The organism is Algicola sagamiensis DSM 14643 (genome assembly GCF_000374485.1).
GTDB classification, from domain to species: Bacteria; Pseudomonadota; Gammaproteobacteria; order Enterobacterales; family Alteromonadaceae; genus Algicola; species Algicola sagamiensis.
This window is the reverse complement of the sequence record NZ_KB894492.1, coordinates 330,084-345,456: the sequence shown is the minus strand read 5'-3', so window position 1 is coordinate 345,456 and position 15,373 is coordinate 330,084. Positions and strand designations below refer to the sequence as shown.

Sequence of the window (15,373 nt, the reverse complement as noted above, 5' to 3'; positions counted from 1 at the left end):
TTTTGGGGAAAACATAAAGAAAATAGAGCTTTTCTATTTATAATCAACAACTTGAAAACAAAGAGGATTTTATGAAGTATCACATAGAGTGTCATTAAGAAAACGCCAAACATCGGCGTTTATCAATTACTTATGCTCAAGCATTTTTAATCTTTCATCCAGCTTTTTTAACTCTTGCTTAATCCACTTGATATCTGTTTTATTCACAACAACAGCAGCTAAGGCCGTTAGAACAGGCGTGGATAATAAATTAACCAAATCACCCGTGAATTCCATATCACCACCCCAGCACGAACTTGACCAAGAAGGCGCTAATGACTGCGCCGATAACGTTCATCACCATTTGTATCATCATGCCAGTGATACTCCTAATTTGATAATGCGTTCTGAGTAGTAATCACCACCACTCTCGTGATGCGCCATTGCTGCAAGGAGTTTTGGCAAATCCTGTTCAAAGTTCAGCGGCTCCGCTGGGGCTTTCCCAACACGCTTGGACACTTGGCGAATGTACGAGGCCGTATCATTTTCACTCGGTGGTGCCCAACGCGTCACGATTTGTTCAATCGTATTCAGGTCATACTTGTTCTTGTAGTTGGTCATCAGCTTTGCGGCTGCTCTGAATCCATATGCTGGATTGAGGAACGTTACAAACGCATCGTCCTGTGACACGGGGCTTTGCCCTTCCCATTGGTCATTGGTTTTGCGAATGTTCAATGGATTGTTGTTTCGTACACTTCTTGGTATTTGAGTCATGATAATTGCTCCTAATAGTGCGGCACCTGCCGCAATCATGAGTTGGGTTTTCATGGTTGAATGGCGTGAAGTTGTTCTTGGGTTGGATTGTCGCTTTCCGTCCAGTCACGCACCTTGTCGATAAAGGTAAACATTTTGGTCTTTTCAGCATTACTTCCCACCCGGTCAATCGTCAGTTGTCGCCAGATTTCGTAGTATCTGGTGATGTAGTGGTACGCGATACCGTTGTAGTAGTTGTTTTTGGCCTGCTTAATTTGCGCCTCTGTGCAACCGTGTGCGCGTAACTCTTCTTCAGTGCAGCTCACGTATGACTGATTGCCATGAGTGAACGAGTAGCGCGGTGCTGTGCTGTTTTCTTCGTTTATTTCATGCATTGTCTTGGCTTCCTTAAAGGTTTGAATTGTTGTTGATGTTGGTCAGCAGTGAACCGCCTGCGGCGAACATGGCTCTTGCTGAGGTGGCGACTTGGAACATATCCATTTCATGCTCTGACGTAAAAGCACCACGGTAGGCATTGAGGAAACCGACACCCCAGTCAATTTTTGCAACAGAAACGGCCTTGTTGCCTTTTACAGTGAGGCCGTGCGTAAAGGCAATCGACGCATTGTTATTTGCCTTGAATATCCCACCAACAGCATGCTGCGGACTGGCGGTGACTGGTACTTGGAACGTGAGTTCACAGCCCCAGCAATCCACCACAACCGTTTGCACTTGTGTCAGTTGGTCACCGATGATGATTTCACCGTCACCCATAAAGTTCACCACGTCTCCTGCATTGAATCGCGCTGTCGTGCTGTCTTGTTGATGCAGTGAATATTGACCTTCACCCAAGACGATATTCATTCTGAGGGTAAGTTGCTGGTCATTGGCGTTACGCCGGAGTGACAGCGCTTTGCCAATCGTTTTGTAAGGCTTGTCTTGGGTGCCATTGCCGTAAGTGTCACTCCCTTTGTGGTCAACGTAGATACTGCTCAATGCAGAGGCGCGAATAACCTCTTCAATCGCTTGAATACGATTGAGTTCACTGCCTGGTGTCATAAAACTCATGATGTGATTTCCCCAATGTGTAATCTATCTGATGGAATTTCAGCAAATGCTTTGACGGCTGCTGATGTGGTAAGTACGAGCGCTTCGCCTGCTCGCATCGGTATCCCGTTGTTGATGGCTGAGCCAATCCATATCATCCCCTCATTGGTGTGACTGGCTTTTAGGATAAGCTCCTTGCGCTTAGTGTTGCCCGCAATGAAGTGTTGCCCATTGCTGAGGGTTTCCGATGGCTTTCCGGCATACTGCGATGGTGATTTGATGTGGATAGACCATTCACCGGACTGCCTGACTTGCCAGCTCCCGGACTGCTTCACTTTTTGAATATCTGGCAAAGTGAAATCTGGCATGTTTGCGATTTCAACGGGGTTGTTGATATGGACTTTCCATTGCCCAAATTGCTTGACTGGCTGTTGGGCGGGGAGGTTCGTAATATGAACACTCCGCCCATTGCCACCGCTGCGAAACTCACCATGTCCACAATACAGCGTGATTTCTTGCGTTTCCCCAAGGTTAAAGACCTTAATACGCTCAAATCCTTCTGTGATTTGAACCTGCTCCCCTTGCTCCAGCGAGTACTGCTTTTGATTCACAGTGAGCTTAATCGGATATTGTGCTTGTTTGACATAAATAAACTGCCCTGTCACGAACAGTTCGCTTTGGCTCAGTTCAGCTAATGTAATGACGTGTTTCATCCTTAGCCTCCCTTCGTCATGCCAATTGCAATCACAACACCCGCCAAACCAAGTGCGACATAAGCAATGTTTTTTGCACTGTTGGCAATCACGGATTGACCACCCGTTGCGGAGGTTTCTCCCAACCGTGAAATGGTATCCAGTGTCCGGCCATTCATACTCGTTTGCGAGGTAAACATATGACTGACCGCACCCGATGCTTTATTCACCACTTCATTGATGCTGTCGGTAAAAGCCGTCATGTTTTCACGGTTGTTTTTCAGTGCAGTTTCGGAAACCGTCCGATTTTCTAGCATTGCTGCCCGAGATGACTTCCCAAGCTCTTCAGCGAAGTCTCCGAGGGTACTTCCATAATCTTTCAAAGCACTCTCAGCAAAACCCATCGCACCTTCAGCGTTTCGTCGCATCCCATCAAGCGCATTACTCGTGACCTCCTCCCCTTTGTCCAATGCATATTCACTGGCGCGTCGAGAACTCAGCAAGGCTTCTTTCACTGCACCACCATCCGTCAAATTGATAGTGCCGCGATTGCCTGCATATTCACCGTCATAGCGAATATTATCTCCGCCAACATAGTCACCATCATTCGCTACAACAGAGCCTGTATTCCCCGCAAATTCACCGTCATTAATGACCCGGTTATCATTGTGGGTGGTTGAACGTTTTGAGCCGCCAAAAAGCCCCATTTCATATCCTCCGCGTGAGACATAAAGTAAATAGGATGGCAGCGCCAAGCCCCATAAATAGCGTCATGCTACTGACGCCGGACTTGTAGTTGGTGTAACTCCCCCCGAAGGTGTTATCACCATCGGCGCTACTGTTTGCACTCAAGGAATTACCCTTGCCCATTTTTAACGCTGACATTAGCGGTGACCTCCCAGAGCGTGCCACAGTGCCAGACCTATCACGCCCAGTAGGAGGAACTTAGACGTACCGCTGGTCATGTAACCTGTGATAAACCCACCGATACCCGCGACCAGAGGCCAAATTATCATTGGAGGCATCCGCTACCTCCTCACAAGCAATGAAAAGACCATGACCGCCATACAAGCCGCACCCACCCAAACCCCCGGATGTTTCCAGCTTTGTGTTGCCGAGGTATGCATCACGGGCGTGCCGTCTGCATCTTCACCCGTTATCACAGGCGTATGGGTTTCTGGATTTGCAGAAGCTTCTTCAGCATGAACCTTTGGTGAAATATGCTCCGCCAACACTTCTCGCCCTCCTTCAGACATGGATTCCCACATATCCCCTAATAAACTCATGTTGCCCCCTTAAAGAAATGGGTTGTGGTCTTTGGGCAAGACACGCTCTTGCTCAACTTCTTCAACCAGAATTTCAATGGTACCGACAGGCTCATCCAGCGTGACAGAGAATTTCAATTCACTCTGATGGGCTGTCGTGAAACGCTCATTCCATGCGTAGCCCGACACAACCGGGTCAAAAATGAAATAGTCGTCATTGGGCGCACGTCCAAGGCGCGTTTGCTGAAAACGATTCAGGCGCTGGTCGCACTCAAAAACCCGTCGATTGTCCCGGTAGATTTCCAGCTTTTTGATTTTGTCGCACTTGAAATACATCCGCTTGACGGTCAATTGCGGACCATGAGGGAGTGATGTGAATTCATTTAAGCCCGACGCATGGGCCTGCATGATATGTTTCCGAAAACGTGGCAGAAAATAGCGCTCATTTTGTGCCATCCCCATAAATGCGTGAGCTTCTAATTGCAATTGCTCACGGTTACTGCCCGGGGCCAGCTCGACTAAGTCTACTTCCAGTGTCAGGTTGTCGGTTGATTTGGTTACCAGTCCTGTATAACGTGTCCCGACGATAGATTGCGCAGTTAAGTCGTAAAATGGCAGCACAAAAATACCATCTTCCACATAGTTGCATTTGTAGCGCTCTAACATGTCCAGTTCGAAACCAGATAAACGATAAAAGTTGTCGCCATTCAACAACAGGCGAACTTCCCGGATATCTTCTTTTTTCAAATTGGTAAGCAGGTGAATTTCTTCATAGACCGGACCCGTTTGCAAATGGAGAACTGCTGTCTTTCCCCATTCTGCCGTCGTGAAGTTATTCAGTTTTTTCGGCATACGAAACATATAAAATCCCCTTAGTCCACAATATCTTTGACAGCGTCAACGTTGTTGGAAGCCCAGACCACGACCAGCGCGACAGCTAGAGCAATCCCAGCCGTTTTAATCATTGTTTTGTTCATTCGATAATTGTCCTGATTGTTTGATGGTTGATTTGATAGCGCGAACAGCGACGAATCCACCGAGGGCGGCAACCAGTGTAATAATCAATGTGTGATGTGTTTTCATTGTCCCCTCGCGGTGGTTCGTTGCTGACGAGGGAAATTGAACAAAACCGTTTCGGCTTCCGTCAATGGGGGGTAAACCTATAGGCTTCGGGAAGCCTATAGGTTTAAATTGAGAGTTTTTTCTGATGAAAAAATTGGTGAATTCATACTTTTTTCAGGCATAAAAAAAAGCACCCGGAGGTGCTTTCCTTACGTATATAAAGCTTAATCAGCTTCAACCCATGAATCTTCTTCACCATCATCTTTTGGCTTGTAGTCAATTTCTGGGTCCGGCTCTGGCCACTCGATATTGAAAATCTTACTTAACTTGTATGCATCAACAAAGGCAATTACATCACCTTTTTGCTCTGTAACCCAGCGCTGACCGTCCCAATCAAGATAATCAAAATTTCCTGCTAATGGCCCAAGTTTGAAAGCAACAAAATATAACCCTGCTCTCTCTGGTGTTCCAGTTTCCCAATCAATCTTCATAATTAGTTCTTAATGTTTATTTTGAAATTTATCTGCAACAGAAGCATATTCTAACAAGAGAGTATGCTGTTCTCTGCACCTTTCATGCGCCCCATCGATGACCGCAATTAGCAAGTAATGGTTAGGGTTTGAATATCCCGCACAATAAACCAGCGCTGTATTACTAGTACGATACCGAAGGATTTTTATCCTATTAAAGTCTTTTGAGGAAGTACTGTCCCTCAAGTGAATATGTCTTAGGCCAGACATTTTCACACTTGGTGGATATGTATATTCTGAGTCCTTCCCAAAGTCTTCGACGAGTTCCCCTGTATTTATAAACATTTTAAATTTATCGGATAGGATTTTAACTTGTTCCCTTGGTAAGGCATCAGTTAGGTAATGATGCCAAAACACTTTAAGCTCCTTGCTCAAGAGTCAGCCTCCTCATAAATCAAAATATGATTTTTATTGTTATTCTTAACTGCACGCTCAATCTTTTTTGCTGCAAGTTGCAACTGAAGTGGGTCAAGTTCTGAATCTGAGGGGGTTTCTGAGAAGAAGTCTTTTGGTAGTTTTTTTTCTATGATGGCCTTTCTATCTACAGACATAACATAGTTCCTTTGTTAAATAATTCCACGCAGGATCGTCGCATGTTATTGAATTGCTTTTATATAGGTAAAATGGGTTAATTTCTGGTAAGTGGCTTTTGCTAGGTAGGAAAAGTTTAAACATCTGATTTGGCTAATGAGCTCACAGTATCTAATGTATCTAATATCATTTTAATAATGGTGGAAAATATGTTCAGCAAAGAAGGTGGTAAATTTCATTGGATAAAAGTGGATAGCACTGAGCAGATTGATAGTATCACAGGTGGGCATATTCCATTCATTGGGGTGAAAGAGGCCAACCATTACCATTTAAGTGTATATATACACATGGAGAGTACCCATGAGAATGGTAACACTACAGAGATAAAAGACGGGCTTTTCATTGGTATTCATAAAGACGAATTCTACCCCTCAATCCATACTTTTATATCATCTGACCCAATCCTTCACCTTAAAGAGCCTTTTCCTAAGGGTCTTTCGTGCGTGTACGTGGCATCATCTTCAGACTTAGCAATACAAGAATGCTTATACGTTTCTCAGATTCCATCTGTTAATAAAAAAGTGCTTCTCATCCCATTTTCAATAGAAGCAAACCAAATAGCTGTTTATATTGGCCCTAATACGCCTCATGAGTTATCTAGCTCAATAAACCAACACCTGAAGCAAAATAGCGGCCAATTCATAGTATTTTAATTAATTTTACCAAGCTGAATTTTATCTAACTTAACCCTGCTCTACTTAGCTTGCCTTTCGTGTAATTGCCTATCCCCGGCTTTTTTAAGAAATATTGCAACGGCTGTAACGCCAAAATGTCCTCTATCGGTATATCAGCCTCATCCGCCATTCGTTTTGCATCAGCCCTGCTATTTTGAATGCCAATCCACTTAATCGGGCTTTGTGAAAGGGTCGTTTTGGACATCTCAGTGGTTCGCTGTCCGATGCTGTGGACGATAAAGCCGAACTTCCGGCCGACTGTCATGAGCCAACCGTACGAGCCTTTTTCTTTGCCTATTCCTTCAGTCACTTGCGGTAACTCTTCAATCACCACATGTAATCGCTTGGGGTGGTCTCCGTCGCCCTGGGTTTTGACGATTTCACAGAACTTAAGGAAGTTCTTACGGGTTTCTTCCACGGTTAGAGCGATTTTAAAGCCCCGCAGTGATTTGCGTGATTCATGTAATGCTTGGAAGAAGCGCTTGAAGCAAGTGTAACGGCGGACTGGACGTCCGCGAAATTGGTCATAATCTTGATGAGGGTCCCAAAATACAACTTGGTCTTTTTCTTTGGGGCCGAGTTTCTTCACCGCCGTTGTTTTGCCACCTCCAGTCCCGGCAACGTACAACGTATGGAGCGCATCGAGTGCATTGTTGGCGTTAATGGGTTGCATCGTGCTTTGCCTCTTGTTTGTCGTCTGCGGCTTCTTTTTGCATGTCTTCGATTTTGAGTTGCTTCAGTTGCTTATATGACTGGACGGCAAGTGTTGCTGTGAAAATTCCTGCGCTGATTTCTGCTTGATATTGCCCCATCAGTGACATCATTTGAGGGCCATACTTTTTGATAACCGGGCCGTAATTTTCAACAGCTTTGTCCTTCACTTCTTTCGTGAGTTTAAAATCAGAGTGCGCCATTTTCAGTACGGATTCATAGGTGTTGATTGCCATATATGCGAAGGCGTCAGCGCCTTCATCTATGTTCTGTTGCTCGGCTTTTTCAGCCTCGTTTGCGGCTTCCTGTTGGTTGATGACTTCTTCCGGGTCGAAGTCTTCCGCTAGCGTGGCTGCAAATGCTTTTGCTTCTAGGTCTCTTTCGGTTGGCGCTTCGGCTTCTAAGCCTAGTTCTAATGCGGTTTCTGCGGTTTGCGTCATGGTCATATTCTCCGTTTTCGTTTTCTTAAGCCACTAAGCCCACAACCGCACCAAATAAGCCACCAATGATGGCGCAAATAATAGGTTTGGTTTTTGGGGTGTCGTTGGTTTTTTGTACTTGTTTTGGGTCGGGTTGGTCGGTTATAATATCGTCAGTTTTTGAAACCGTAGAAGCCGCATTGATACTTGGCTTCGAGGTAGGTTTTGGAGCCGAAATGGAAGCCGTATCAGATGGATGGTTTTTCTCCTCTTTTTCTCCCCCTTTGGCTTCGGCTTTTTCCAGACTTTCAATGCAGGAGTGCATATTTGATTTTATTTTTTCTTGGCGGGATTTACCTGCGGATTGGTCCGTTCCACACTCATCACAGATGAGATAAACCAAACCCTTTCGGTTGCCTTGCGCTTTGTGAACGGTGGCGACACAGTCACACCCGAAGCCCGGGCAGCGCACAACACCCACAACCGGATTCTTGCTGTTTCTGGCTGGGATGGAGCCATGTTCGTTTTGGGTTGTTTTCATATCTTTCTCCGGATTTCATCATTGAGCGCTTCAACTTCATCAATGAGCATGGCGATAAGTCGATTGCTTTCATCAATCGCATCCAATGCAGCTTTTTTCATATCCAGTACATTTGCGCGTCTCGCTTCATCAATCTTTGATTGAACCCTGTGATGCTGTCTTGTTAGTTTGCTACCCATAATCAGCCCCTACGTTGATAAGTTGGTTATTATTGATTTTGAAAAGTCCGGCAAACGTCTTGAGCCGGGCACCACCTTTGAGAATTTTCCACCCGAAAGCATCTATCCCTAATCGACTCAGCTTTTCTGGCGGCTCTTCGTCCTGATTACAGTTATTTCCACAAGTCCAAGATAAGTGGTCGCGCCTACGGCGAGACCACGAAAAAAGACGGGTGAGGAGTGTTTGATTCGTTTCGGTGTCTAGCACACCTTTGATTTCTTTTGATGCTTCGGCGTAATCATTTGCGGTTGGTGTCACTTCATAGTGCGTTTTAAATCGAGCATCCCGCCCAATATTCATCCCTCCCATGAGTTTCACGAACTCTTTCCATTGCCCCTCATCCGCTACACTCCGAATTTCTTCCAATCCCTCTTCTTTTACTGGCTCTCGGATGCGTCGCAATTCACGATAAACAGTAACGCTTGGTGAGCCTTGAAATTGAAACTGGCGAATGTTCCACGTTGAAGCCCATGCGAGCACTGGATTCACTTGCTGTTGAAGTTCTTTTCCAGTTTCTTCATCTTCGTGATTTTCAAGTTGATGACCGTCGATATTTTTGGAAATGTACTTGGCAATATAAGCCGCTGCGCTTCCTTTGTTTGGGTCGATAATTTCGTAATCAAAACGAGGACGAAACACATCTTTGGGCTTGCGAGGCTCTTTGGTGTGAATGCCTTTCGATTTCTTTAACCCCCATATTTGCCGCGCTTTTTTGTATGCTGCAAAACGCTCCTTTTTTTGTGCGCGACGCGCTGTCAGCTCTCCCCTATCAACAACAGTAAAGTTTTGCCTCATTATCGAGGTAATTTGCCTTAAATGTTCTTTAGGGAAAAACAACAGCATATGCCAGTGTGGACACCCATCCGCATGCGGTTCAACAGTGCGAACACCAAAATATGGCACTGGCTCACCTCTGACAAATCGGCCACTTGGTTTGTAATGCCCACTATTGAGATGTAAGCGGCATCCCGCCCAGTGCTCTACAAGATAATTATTCGCCTCTTTAGGGGTTGTACCATCCCAATTTGGAGAGTTTCGATGCATTCGAGAAGGGCAGGTAATGGTAAAGAAAACGCTGATATACCCCATTTCTGTTGCTATCTCTTCGGTTTCTCGGATACGCAACATTAGCTCGTTTCGACGATTTACAGGATTACTCACACCAGCATTTGCAGCAGCTTCCATTGGTATGATATCCCCGTGTTCATTCACAAGGTCCATCATTTCTAACCACTTTTGACCACTCTGACGCATTGCAGTAAATTCGTTCTGTGCAAACTCACTAGAATACGCACTCGTCTCACGCCCAACATTTCCCAAAGCAATTTCCAGCGCCTCAAGTTTATGTAAGCGAAGGCGCTTAAGTTTTCTGAGCCACCATTTTTCACACTTCATTTTGAGTACTGCGCTTTCTATCTCTTCTTGTGGTATTTTTCTTTTCTTCACGGCTTGAAGTGGGTGAACCATATCGTGGTCATTCACAAACCGAACCAACACTTGAAAGGCTTTCACTAAACGCTCAAAATAACTTGCGTCTTCCGGCATAGTATCCCCAACATCTAAAACCTTTCGCAGGCTTTCACGCGCCAATTCATCCGCATATTTTTTGAGGGAGTCAGGATTTGCAAGTCGGTTCATGTCTACTGCCGTATTCAATGTGCTCGACATTAAGTCAGTCACTTTGCGAAGCCATTTATTTGCATGATAAAGACGCTGCCTGCGCTTTATGTGATAAAGCCTTGCATATTCTCGGGCAATTTTTCCCTGATAGAGGCGGGGTAGTACTGACAATCTACCCTGTGCAAAATTATACGAGCCGTTATCGTCAATTTCCGAAAGCGCATGCTCAACTGGCGCACTCAACGTGGGATAATTGCGAAACTCGCGAAAGTTCATAGCTCAACCCCCCAGAGTTTCATTACTCTATTTGCTTCTTCATCATCTCCTTTTTCAAAAGCTCTCAAACAATAAATTAACCTCGAAATATAAAGTGCAGAAACCGCATGATATTCAGGGTATGCAGACTTAAGCTCCATCTTGGCACGCTTGTAATATTCAGAAATTGGCTGCGCACGGTGCTCAACAGCGTAGCAATCCAAGCAAAGCCAAGAGTAACCTTCTATACAAGATGCGCACTCCAATACCCCGTCTTTACCGCACTTTTCGCAGGGCCCTTTTGCTCTGCCACTGGTTAATTTCACAATCATTCTTCCACTCTCCTAGAAAACAAAAAATCAAACGCACCATAAACCGATAAAACAAACCCCAAAATCAAAGCCGCGCTGAGCAATAATTCGTCAGTACTAATCGGGCTGATTGCAAAGATGAAACCCAGAACGCAATATGACAGTATGAAAAGCGCAAAAAACATGAAACGGATAACTAAACTCATAATTCAATCCCCCATTGCTTTATCAGCTTCTCTGCTTCCTGTGCATCACCGTTTTGAAGTAATGAAGCAATTTCAGTCAAGCGCTCGATGTATAACTTCGAAACCTGTTCAACTTCATCCCTACGGGTATAGTGGTCTTCAAGAAGGAAGTGATATAGGCGAGTCGTTGGCAAATTTTTACGTTCCTCTGTAAGGCATTCATGACATAAAAATTTGCCACGAAAAAAGTAACGGTCATCTGGAAATAAATGGTTTCTACATACGCTACATGGGGTTATTCCTACCTCCGCTACTGATAAGTTGTGGCAGTTTAAACATCCAAACCAAGTTCCATTAAAAACCTTTGGCCCATGCACTTCGCAACAGTGCGCTCTATAATCCGTATCATTACTCATTTCTCAATCCCCCATACGTCACAGAAATCATCCAAATTATTGATGACTCGCAAACCAACAAATACCAATGCCAAGTCAAGAATTTCAACGATTGCTTCTCTAAGCATCAATTTGATTTCATCTGGAAAGGACTCGAAGTCTGTTTGCAGAAATTCACTATCAGGATTAATCCCTGCGCGATATGACAACATTCTTTTGTCACGCTCTTTCAGTAGCGCCCAGCGTTTGGAGAGATCCAGTTGGATGACTTGATGACGATAATTGCGACTTAATGCTTCATGTTCTTTGAGGTGTTGCGGAAGAATAGAAGATGCACTTTTGTAACCCTGTTTGTTTTGGAATGAAACGATGTTGTTCATGCTGCTAGCCTTACATTGTTGGTTTTGCCGTATTGCTCTGCCCAGGCGTGAATTCCTCCGATGCGGATAAACTCTTGAACATCACTCAAACGCCAGCCATTGATGGTTTTTGAAATAGGAATTGGTTTTGGGAAATGGCCTGAGTTAACCAAATCTAAAAGTGAGTTGCGCCGGATGTTGACCATTTCCATAACTTCTCTAACGCGAATAATCCGGTCGTTGTGTTCTTTGATAATCTCTTTCAACTCTTCTGCAAGGCTTTCAATTAGTCCAGATGCAGCTATTGATTGTGCTGTTTGCAGATTCATGCAGCACCTTCCATTTTGACTTGAACTTCCATCCCACAGCTTTTGGCTGAGCTAGTAATTACCTCAAATACGTTGATGTATTTTTTTCTACGACCCTGTTTTTCATTTGCCTTTGATGGAGGGGTGTATGTAGGCCACTTTCCTGCTTTGACTTGCTCCCTGACAGCCCTTACAGACTGCCCTGTTTGCTCCGCCCATTTTTCAAATGTTACGAGAGGGGTTTCTAGGGTTAAATTTATTTGCTGCATCATGCTATAGTTCTCCTGTAGTAAATTTCGTAGAGATTCATAAGAACTTTATTTGGCTGATATGAGCTTATGAATCTTAATGTGATTCACAATCTAGATTAATGAATCTTAAAATGCAAGATAAAATTTCAAATGTATCCACCAGAGATATTTGCGAGCGCTTAAGAAACGTATGGGAAGCCAAGAGCAATAGGCATTTAGCCGAAATTCTTGGGGTGGGTTCTACAACGGTAAATACTTGGGTAAGAATCAATACAATCCCAATAAAAGAGTGTATCTACACATCGCAAGAAAAAGGCATATCTCTTGATTGGCTGGTTACTGGAAAAGAATCAAGTGAATCTTTAAGTGATTCATCTCTTGAGGGCGTTATTAAAGAAACCTTGATTGATGCATTTGAAATTGACGTCATTCCAAATCTTGATGCTCAGATGATGAATATCCTCACCAAAATGCTAATGAAGAACATCAGTCAAGCTAAGGATGAGCAAAGAAATAAGTTACTTGAGGAACAAAGAGCAGGGTGATTATTTCACCCTGCGTATTTCGTAACTTGAGTTATTAGCAGCTTGAGAGTTTTGCCTCTCTTCAAAAATATCCAATTTTGACTTCCATGTTTTCATAGCCTCTAGTTGACTGTCTTGAGGCAGCTTTCTGATTCTTATTCTTTCCATAATTAGAACACTTGCTAACTCTTCCAGGTTATCCGCGCTTTCGTAATAGAGCTCTATTTTCTTACAGAAAAGAGCTATAAGAATAGAAATTACCCAGAGCTGAATGAGAAATAGTATTTCCAACGACTAAAAACCTCGCTCCAACTTTTTTTCATAAAGAGAGTGATAACCATGATGATATCTAACGCATTGACTCCGTATGAGTAAATTGTCCACAGGAACCAATACCTAAGATTTGAGAGCACATTAATATCTATATGCATTGCAACCTGCAAAGTCATGCTAATCGCAAGAATTCTATATATGATTACAGCTTGAACGCTTTGCTTTATCCTGAACATCATATGCAATAGAAACAGACTTATAATGGTGATTGCATCAAACTTCATCCATAACAAATACACTTCCTGAGTCTTGATTGGATTTGCAAGGCTATTGATGAAGTCATAACCAAATGTTGTCAACATATACGAAACCGCTAAAACAGCAGAGGTAATGCATACAGAGAAGTTGTCACTCCTCTTTAATATATTGAACAAAAATGAAGCCAAAAACATTAACGCTGTAGCTTCGGAGATATACTCAGTAACAATCCCTAGTTTAAAGTACATATGACAAGCTAACCCTCAGGGTCAGTCGGCAATGAAACGCCACCACCACCTCTGCGAGAATACCTCACAACAACGCTCCTAGCATTCATTGATGTAGACACTTTTCTATCTGGGACACTAACTCCGCCGCCCCCTCTGCCACCAGACACTTCATCTAATTCTTTATGACTTACTTCTAGAATTTCCATTTTAGTACCTCAAAAAAACGAACCTATTATGATTAACAGTTACGACACCTTATTTGAAGTGCTGCTGTAACAGGTCATCGGTGATGAATTGGCAATGCATTACGTCTTCTCGGGATCTGTAGGTCTGACAACCCCTCCACCTCCAACATCTGAGTAAACTGACAAGCTTATGCTTCGATGTTCTTCGGGTGCACTAATACCACCCTCTCCACGTATACCACCGCAAACTTTTTCAACTTCCACAGAGCTTAATTCCAATACTTCCATCTTTCATCCCTCAAAAACATTAAACGCATAACAAACTAAAGCATCTAAATTTGATTTGAAATAATCCTAATGTTTGAATTTATTTAACGATATCTTCTAAAAAATCAGTCCAAATACTCATAGCTTCTCTTTTTTCACGCAAATAATCGTACCTATCATAGTGAATGGTTGCAACATCTTGTTTGAGGTGCTGTTGTAGCAGGTCCCGGTGATGAATTGGAACCCCCGCTTTTGTCATCAGAGTTTTACAGGTCCTTCTCAAATCTCTTGGGCAAAACTCATTAACACCTTCGATTCTTTTAAACTCGTATGTAAGTGATCTGCTAGATAAATGCTGGTTATGAACATAAGGGGAAGGAAAAACCCACTTGTTTGATGAGCTTCTTTTCAACTCTTTGATGATTTTAATTGCAAGTTCAGAAAGGGGTACAACATGTTCTGAATAATCCTTCATCTTTATCCGCTCTTTAGGAATAATGAAAACCTTCTCTTCCAAGTCAAACTCATCAAAGGTTGCAAGCAACAACTGCCTTACGCGTTGACCTGATAGCGCCATTTGTAACCTAAAAAAGTTTCGATAATTAACCCCCAACTTTTCATTATTCCAAATTGCTTTTACTTCAGCTTCATTCAACACTCTGTCCATTCGGCGATGCTTGTGTGTATAGGGGACCATATCAACAACGTTATGTTTGATACCACAACTGATTTTAACAGGGCTATCCGGAGAGTTTTCTAAGTAAATCGCATACTGAATCATCAGCCTCAATTGACCTCTAAGAATCTTTGTTGCAGCTCGCGAGCCTCTAGAAAGAGGCCTAGAAAGGACTTCTTTGACATCATCAATAGAAATTTCAGATACCACTTTATCGTCATCAAACATTGGGTCAATATCTCTCTCTATAACACCTGAAAGAACTTTGAACCCTCTATAATCTTTGATTTTTTTAAAATATAACTTTCTCAACTTACCGTAAGTGAGCAATTCAAAAGATAAGTCCTTGTCATTCTGTAAATTGGTGGACTCCCTTCTAAATTTGTCTCTCGCATCGGCAAGGCTTAACGCAGGATAATTGCCTAAGACCTTGAAACGCTTTTTACCATTCTTAAAGAATTGCATTTGGAACGAAATTTTACCTGACGGGTAAACCTTCACTTGGAACCGCCCTTCTCCACGCGTTTTCGTATCTTCTGAGACTATATAGGGCTTGTCGCGAGGCTCAATTAACCGCAATTTTCTGTCAGTAATCATTCTTCATCTTCCTGAATCAAAAGTGTCATATCTAATGTCACATAGACCCCAAACAGAAACAAGAAAAAACAAACAAGAGGACACGGAATTTCAAGTTAAGAAACTGAATAAAAAGGCTTTTTTATGGCACACAAACAACATCAAACAACTATGAAATCAAATGTAATTTTTTGGGGAATTATTGAAATACTCACAG

The 15,373-nt window shown here is 43.2% G+C and carries 27 protein-coding genes; 2 read left to right on the top strand and 25 right to left on the bottom strand.

Annotation, left to right across the window (positions count from 1 at the left end; genetic code table 11):
* Positions 1–126 precede the first annotated feature (126 nt).
* The 13 genes from C505_RS24225 to C505_RS0105140 form a co-directional block, all read right to left on the bottom strand.
* Complete coding sequence (locus C505_RS24225) at positions 127–276, bottom strand: hypothetical protein (RefSeq protein WP_018691538.1); 150 nt, start codon at positions 274–276, stop codon at positions 127–129.
* A gap of 75 nt (positions 277–351) precedes the next feature.
* Complete coding sequence (locus C505_RS0105205) at positions 352–807, bottom strand: structural protein (RefSeq protein WP_018691537.1); 456 nt, start codon at positions 805–807, stop codon at positions 352–354.
* Positions 804–1,127 carry a hypothetical protein gene (locus tag C505_RS21520; RefSeq protein ID WP_018691536.1) on the bottom strand — a complete coding sequence of 108 codons (324 nt, stop codon included), beginning with the start codon at positions 1,125–1,127 and terminating at the stop codon, positions 804–806. Before C505_RS21520 ends, C505_RS0105205 begins: the two co-directional genes overlap by 4 nt.
* 13 nt (positions 1,128–1,140) lie before the next feature.
* Positions 1,141–1,800: a hypothetical protein gene (locus tag C505_RS0105195; protein ID WP_018691535.1), complete on the bottom strand. Its 660-nt coding sequence runs from the start codon at positions 1,798–1,800 to the stop codon at positions 1,141–1,143.
* Positions 1,797–2,492 carry a hypothetical protein gene (locus C505_RS0105190; RefSeq protein WP_018691534.1) on the bottom strand — a complete coding sequence of 232 codons (696 nt, stop codon included), beginning with the start codon at positions 2,490–2,492 and terminating at the stop codon, positions 1,797–1,799. Before C505_RS0105190 ends, C505_RS0105195 begins: the two co-directional genes overlap by 4 nt.
* A gap of 2 nt (positions 2,493–2,494) precedes the next feature.
* Complete coding sequence (locus C505_RS0105185) at positions 2,495–3,178, bottom strand: hypothetical protein (protein WP_018691533.1); 684 nt, start codon at positions 3,176–3,178, stop codon at positions 2,495–2,497.
* Positions 3,179–3,355: 177 nt separating this feature from the next.
* On the bottom strand, positions 3,356–3,496 hold the full coding sequence (locus C505_RS24220) for a hypothetical protein (RefSeq protein WP_018691531.1): 141 nt from the start codon (positions 3,494–3,496) through the stop codon (positions 3,356–3,358).
* 3 nt (positions 3,497–3,499) lie between these two features.
* Positions 3,500–3,757 (bottom strand): hypothetical protein, encoded by a 258-nt coding sequence (locus C505_RS0105170; RefSeq protein WP_018691530.1) that lies wholly within the window; start codon positions 3,755–3,757, stop codon positions 3,500–3,502.
* Between the two features lie 9 nt (positions 3,758–3,766).
* Positions 3,767–4,597 (bottom strand): major capsid protein P2, encoded by an 831-nt coding sequence (locus C505_RS0105165; RefSeq protein ID WP_018691529.1) that lies wholly within the window; start codon positions 4,595–4,597, stop codon positions 3,767–3,769.
* A 96-nt stretch (positions 4,598–4,693) separates the two neighbouring features.
* Positions 4,694–4,819 (bottom strand): hypothetical protein, encoded by a 126-nt coding sequence (locus tag C505_RS24815; protein ID WP_018691527.1) that lies wholly within the window; start codon positions 4,817–4,819, stop codon positions 4,694–4,696.
* 203 nt (positions 4,820–5,022) lie between these two features.
* Positions 5,023–5,289 carry a hypothetical protein gene (locus tag C505_RS21515; RefSeq protein WP_018691526.1) on the bottom strand — a complete coding sequence of 89 codons (267 nt, stop codon included), beginning with the start codon at positions 5,287–5,289 and terminating at the stop codon, positions 5,023–5,025.
* Positions 5,290–5,298: 9 nt separating this feature from the next.
* Positions 5,299–5,703: a type II toxin-antitoxin system YafO family toxin gene (locus tag C505_RS0105145; protein ID WP_018691525.1), complete on the bottom strand. Its 405-nt coding sequence runs from the start codon at positions 5,701–5,703 to the stop codon at positions 5,299–5,301.
* Positions 5,700–5,879: a hypothetical protein gene (locus C505_RS0105140; protein WP_018691524.1), complete on the bottom strand. Its 180-nt coding sequence runs from the start codon at positions 5,877–5,879 to the stop codon at positions 5,700–5,702. Before C505_RS0105140 ends, C505_RS0105145 begins: the two co-directional genes overlap by 4 nt.
* Positions 5,880–6,068: 189 nt before the next feature.
* Between C505_RS0105140 and C505_RS0105135 the strand changes: the two genes are divergently transcribed.
* Positions 6,069–6,572, top strand: coding sequence for a hypothetical protein (locus tag C505_RS0105135; protein ID WP_157368815.1), 504 nt, complete (start codon positions 6,069–6,071; stop codon positions 6,570–6,572).
* A gap of 25 nt (positions 6,573–6,597) precedes the next feature.
* Here the strand turns inward: C505_RS0105135 and C505_RS0105130 are convergent, their stop codons facing one another.
* From C505_RS0105130 to C505_RS0105080, 10 genes are all read right to left on the bottom strand, one after another.
* Positions 6,598–7,266, bottom strand: coding sequence for a hypothetical protein (locus tag C505_RS0105130; protein WP_018691522.1), 669 nt, complete (start codon positions 7,264–7,266; stop codon positions 6,598–6,600).
* Positions 7,253–7,744 carry a hypothetical protein gene (locus tag C505_RS0105125; RefSeq protein ID WP_245556332.1) on the bottom strand — a complete coding sequence of 164 codons (492 nt, stop codon included), beginning with the start codon at positions 7,742–7,744 and terminating at the stop codon, positions 7,253–7,255. The genes C505_RS0105130 and C505_RS0105125 overlap by 14 nt, the downstream gene beginning before the upstream one ends.
* Before the next feature lie 25 nt (positions 7,745–7,769).
* Complete coding sequence (locus C505_RS23485; RefSeq protein WP_018691520.1) at positions 7,770–8,264, bottom strand: hypothetical protein; 495 nt, start codon at positions 8,262–8,264, stop codon at positions 7,770–7,772.
* Positions 8,261–8,443 (bottom strand): hypothetical protein, encoded by a 183-nt coding sequence (locus tag C505_RS0105115; RefSeq protein ID WP_018691519.1) that lies wholly within the window; start codon positions 8,441–8,443, stop codon positions 8,261–8,263. Before C505_RS0105115 ends, C505_RS23485 begins: the two co-directional genes overlap by 4 nt.
* Positions 8,436–10,379, bottom strand: coding sequence for a replication endonuclease (locus C505_RS21505; protein ID WP_018691518.1), 1,944 nt, complete (start codon positions 10,377–10,379; stop codon positions 8,436–8,438). The genes C505_RS0105115 and C505_RS21505 overlap by 8 nt, the downstream gene beginning before the upstream one ends.
* Positions 10,376–10,690, bottom strand: coding sequence for a hypothetical protein (locus tag C505_RS0105105; protein WP_018691517.1), 315 nt, complete (start codon positions 10,688–10,690; stop codon positions 10,376–10,378). Before C505_RS0105105 ends, C505_RS21505 begins: the two co-directional genes overlap by 4 nt.
* Before the next feature lie 181 nt (positions 10,691–10,871).
* The gene (locus tag C505_RS24215) at positions 10,872–11,048 is read right to left on the bottom strand and encodes a hypothetical protein (RefSeq protein WP_157368813.1); all 177 of its coding nucleotides are present in this window, start codon (positions 11,046–11,048) and stop codon (positions 10,872–10,874) included.
* Between the two features lie 218 nt (positions 11,049–11,266).
* Positions 11,267–11,629: a hypothetical protein gene (locus C505_RS0105090; protein ID WP_018691514.1), complete on the bottom strand. Its 363-nt coding sequence runs from the start codon at positions 11,627–11,629 to the stop codon at positions 11,267–11,269.
* Complete coding sequence (locus tag C505_RS21500; protein ID WP_018691513.1) at positions 11,626–11,937, bottom strand: helix-turn-helix transcriptional regulator; 312 nt, start codon at positions 11,935–11,937, stop codon at positions 11,626–11,628. Before C505_RS21500 ends, C505_RS0105090 begins: the two co-directional genes overlap by 4 nt.
* On the bottom strand, positions 11,934–12,188 hold the full coding sequence (locus C505_RS0105080; RefSeq protein WP_018691512.1) for a hypothetical protein: 255 nt from the start codon (positions 12,186–12,188) through the stop codon (positions 11,934–11,936). The genes C505_RS21500 and C505_RS0105080 overlap by 4 nt, the downstream gene beginning before the upstream one ends.
* A gap of 110 nt (positions 12,189–12,298) precedes the next feature.
* Here C505_RS0105080 and C505_RS21495 point away from each other — a divergent pair, with 110 nt between their 5' ends.
* Positions 12,299–12,712, top strand: a complete 414-nt coding sequence (locus tag C505_RS21495; RefSeq protein WP_018691511.1) for a helix-turn-helix domain-containing protein — start codon at positions 12,299–12,301, stop codon at positions 12,710–12,712.
* 766 nt (positions 12,713–13,478) lie between these two features.
* Here C505_RS21495 and C505_RS0105060 read toward each other — a convergent pair.
* Positions 13,479–13,658, bottom strand: a complete 180-nt coding sequence (locus C505_RS0105060; RefSeq protein ID WP_018691508.1) for a hypothetical protein — start codon at positions 13,656–13,658, stop codon at positions 13,479–13,481.
* A 346-nt stretch (positions 13,659–14,004) separates the two neighbouring features.
* Positions 14,005–15,177 carry a tyrosine-type recombinase/integrase gene (locus C505_RS0105050; RefSeq protein ID WP_018691506.1) on the bottom strand — a complete coding sequence of 391 codons (1,173 nt, stop codon included), beginning with the start codon at positions 15,175–15,177 and terminating at the stop codon, positions 14,005–14,007.
* Positions 15,178–15,373: the final 196 nt, after the last annotated feature.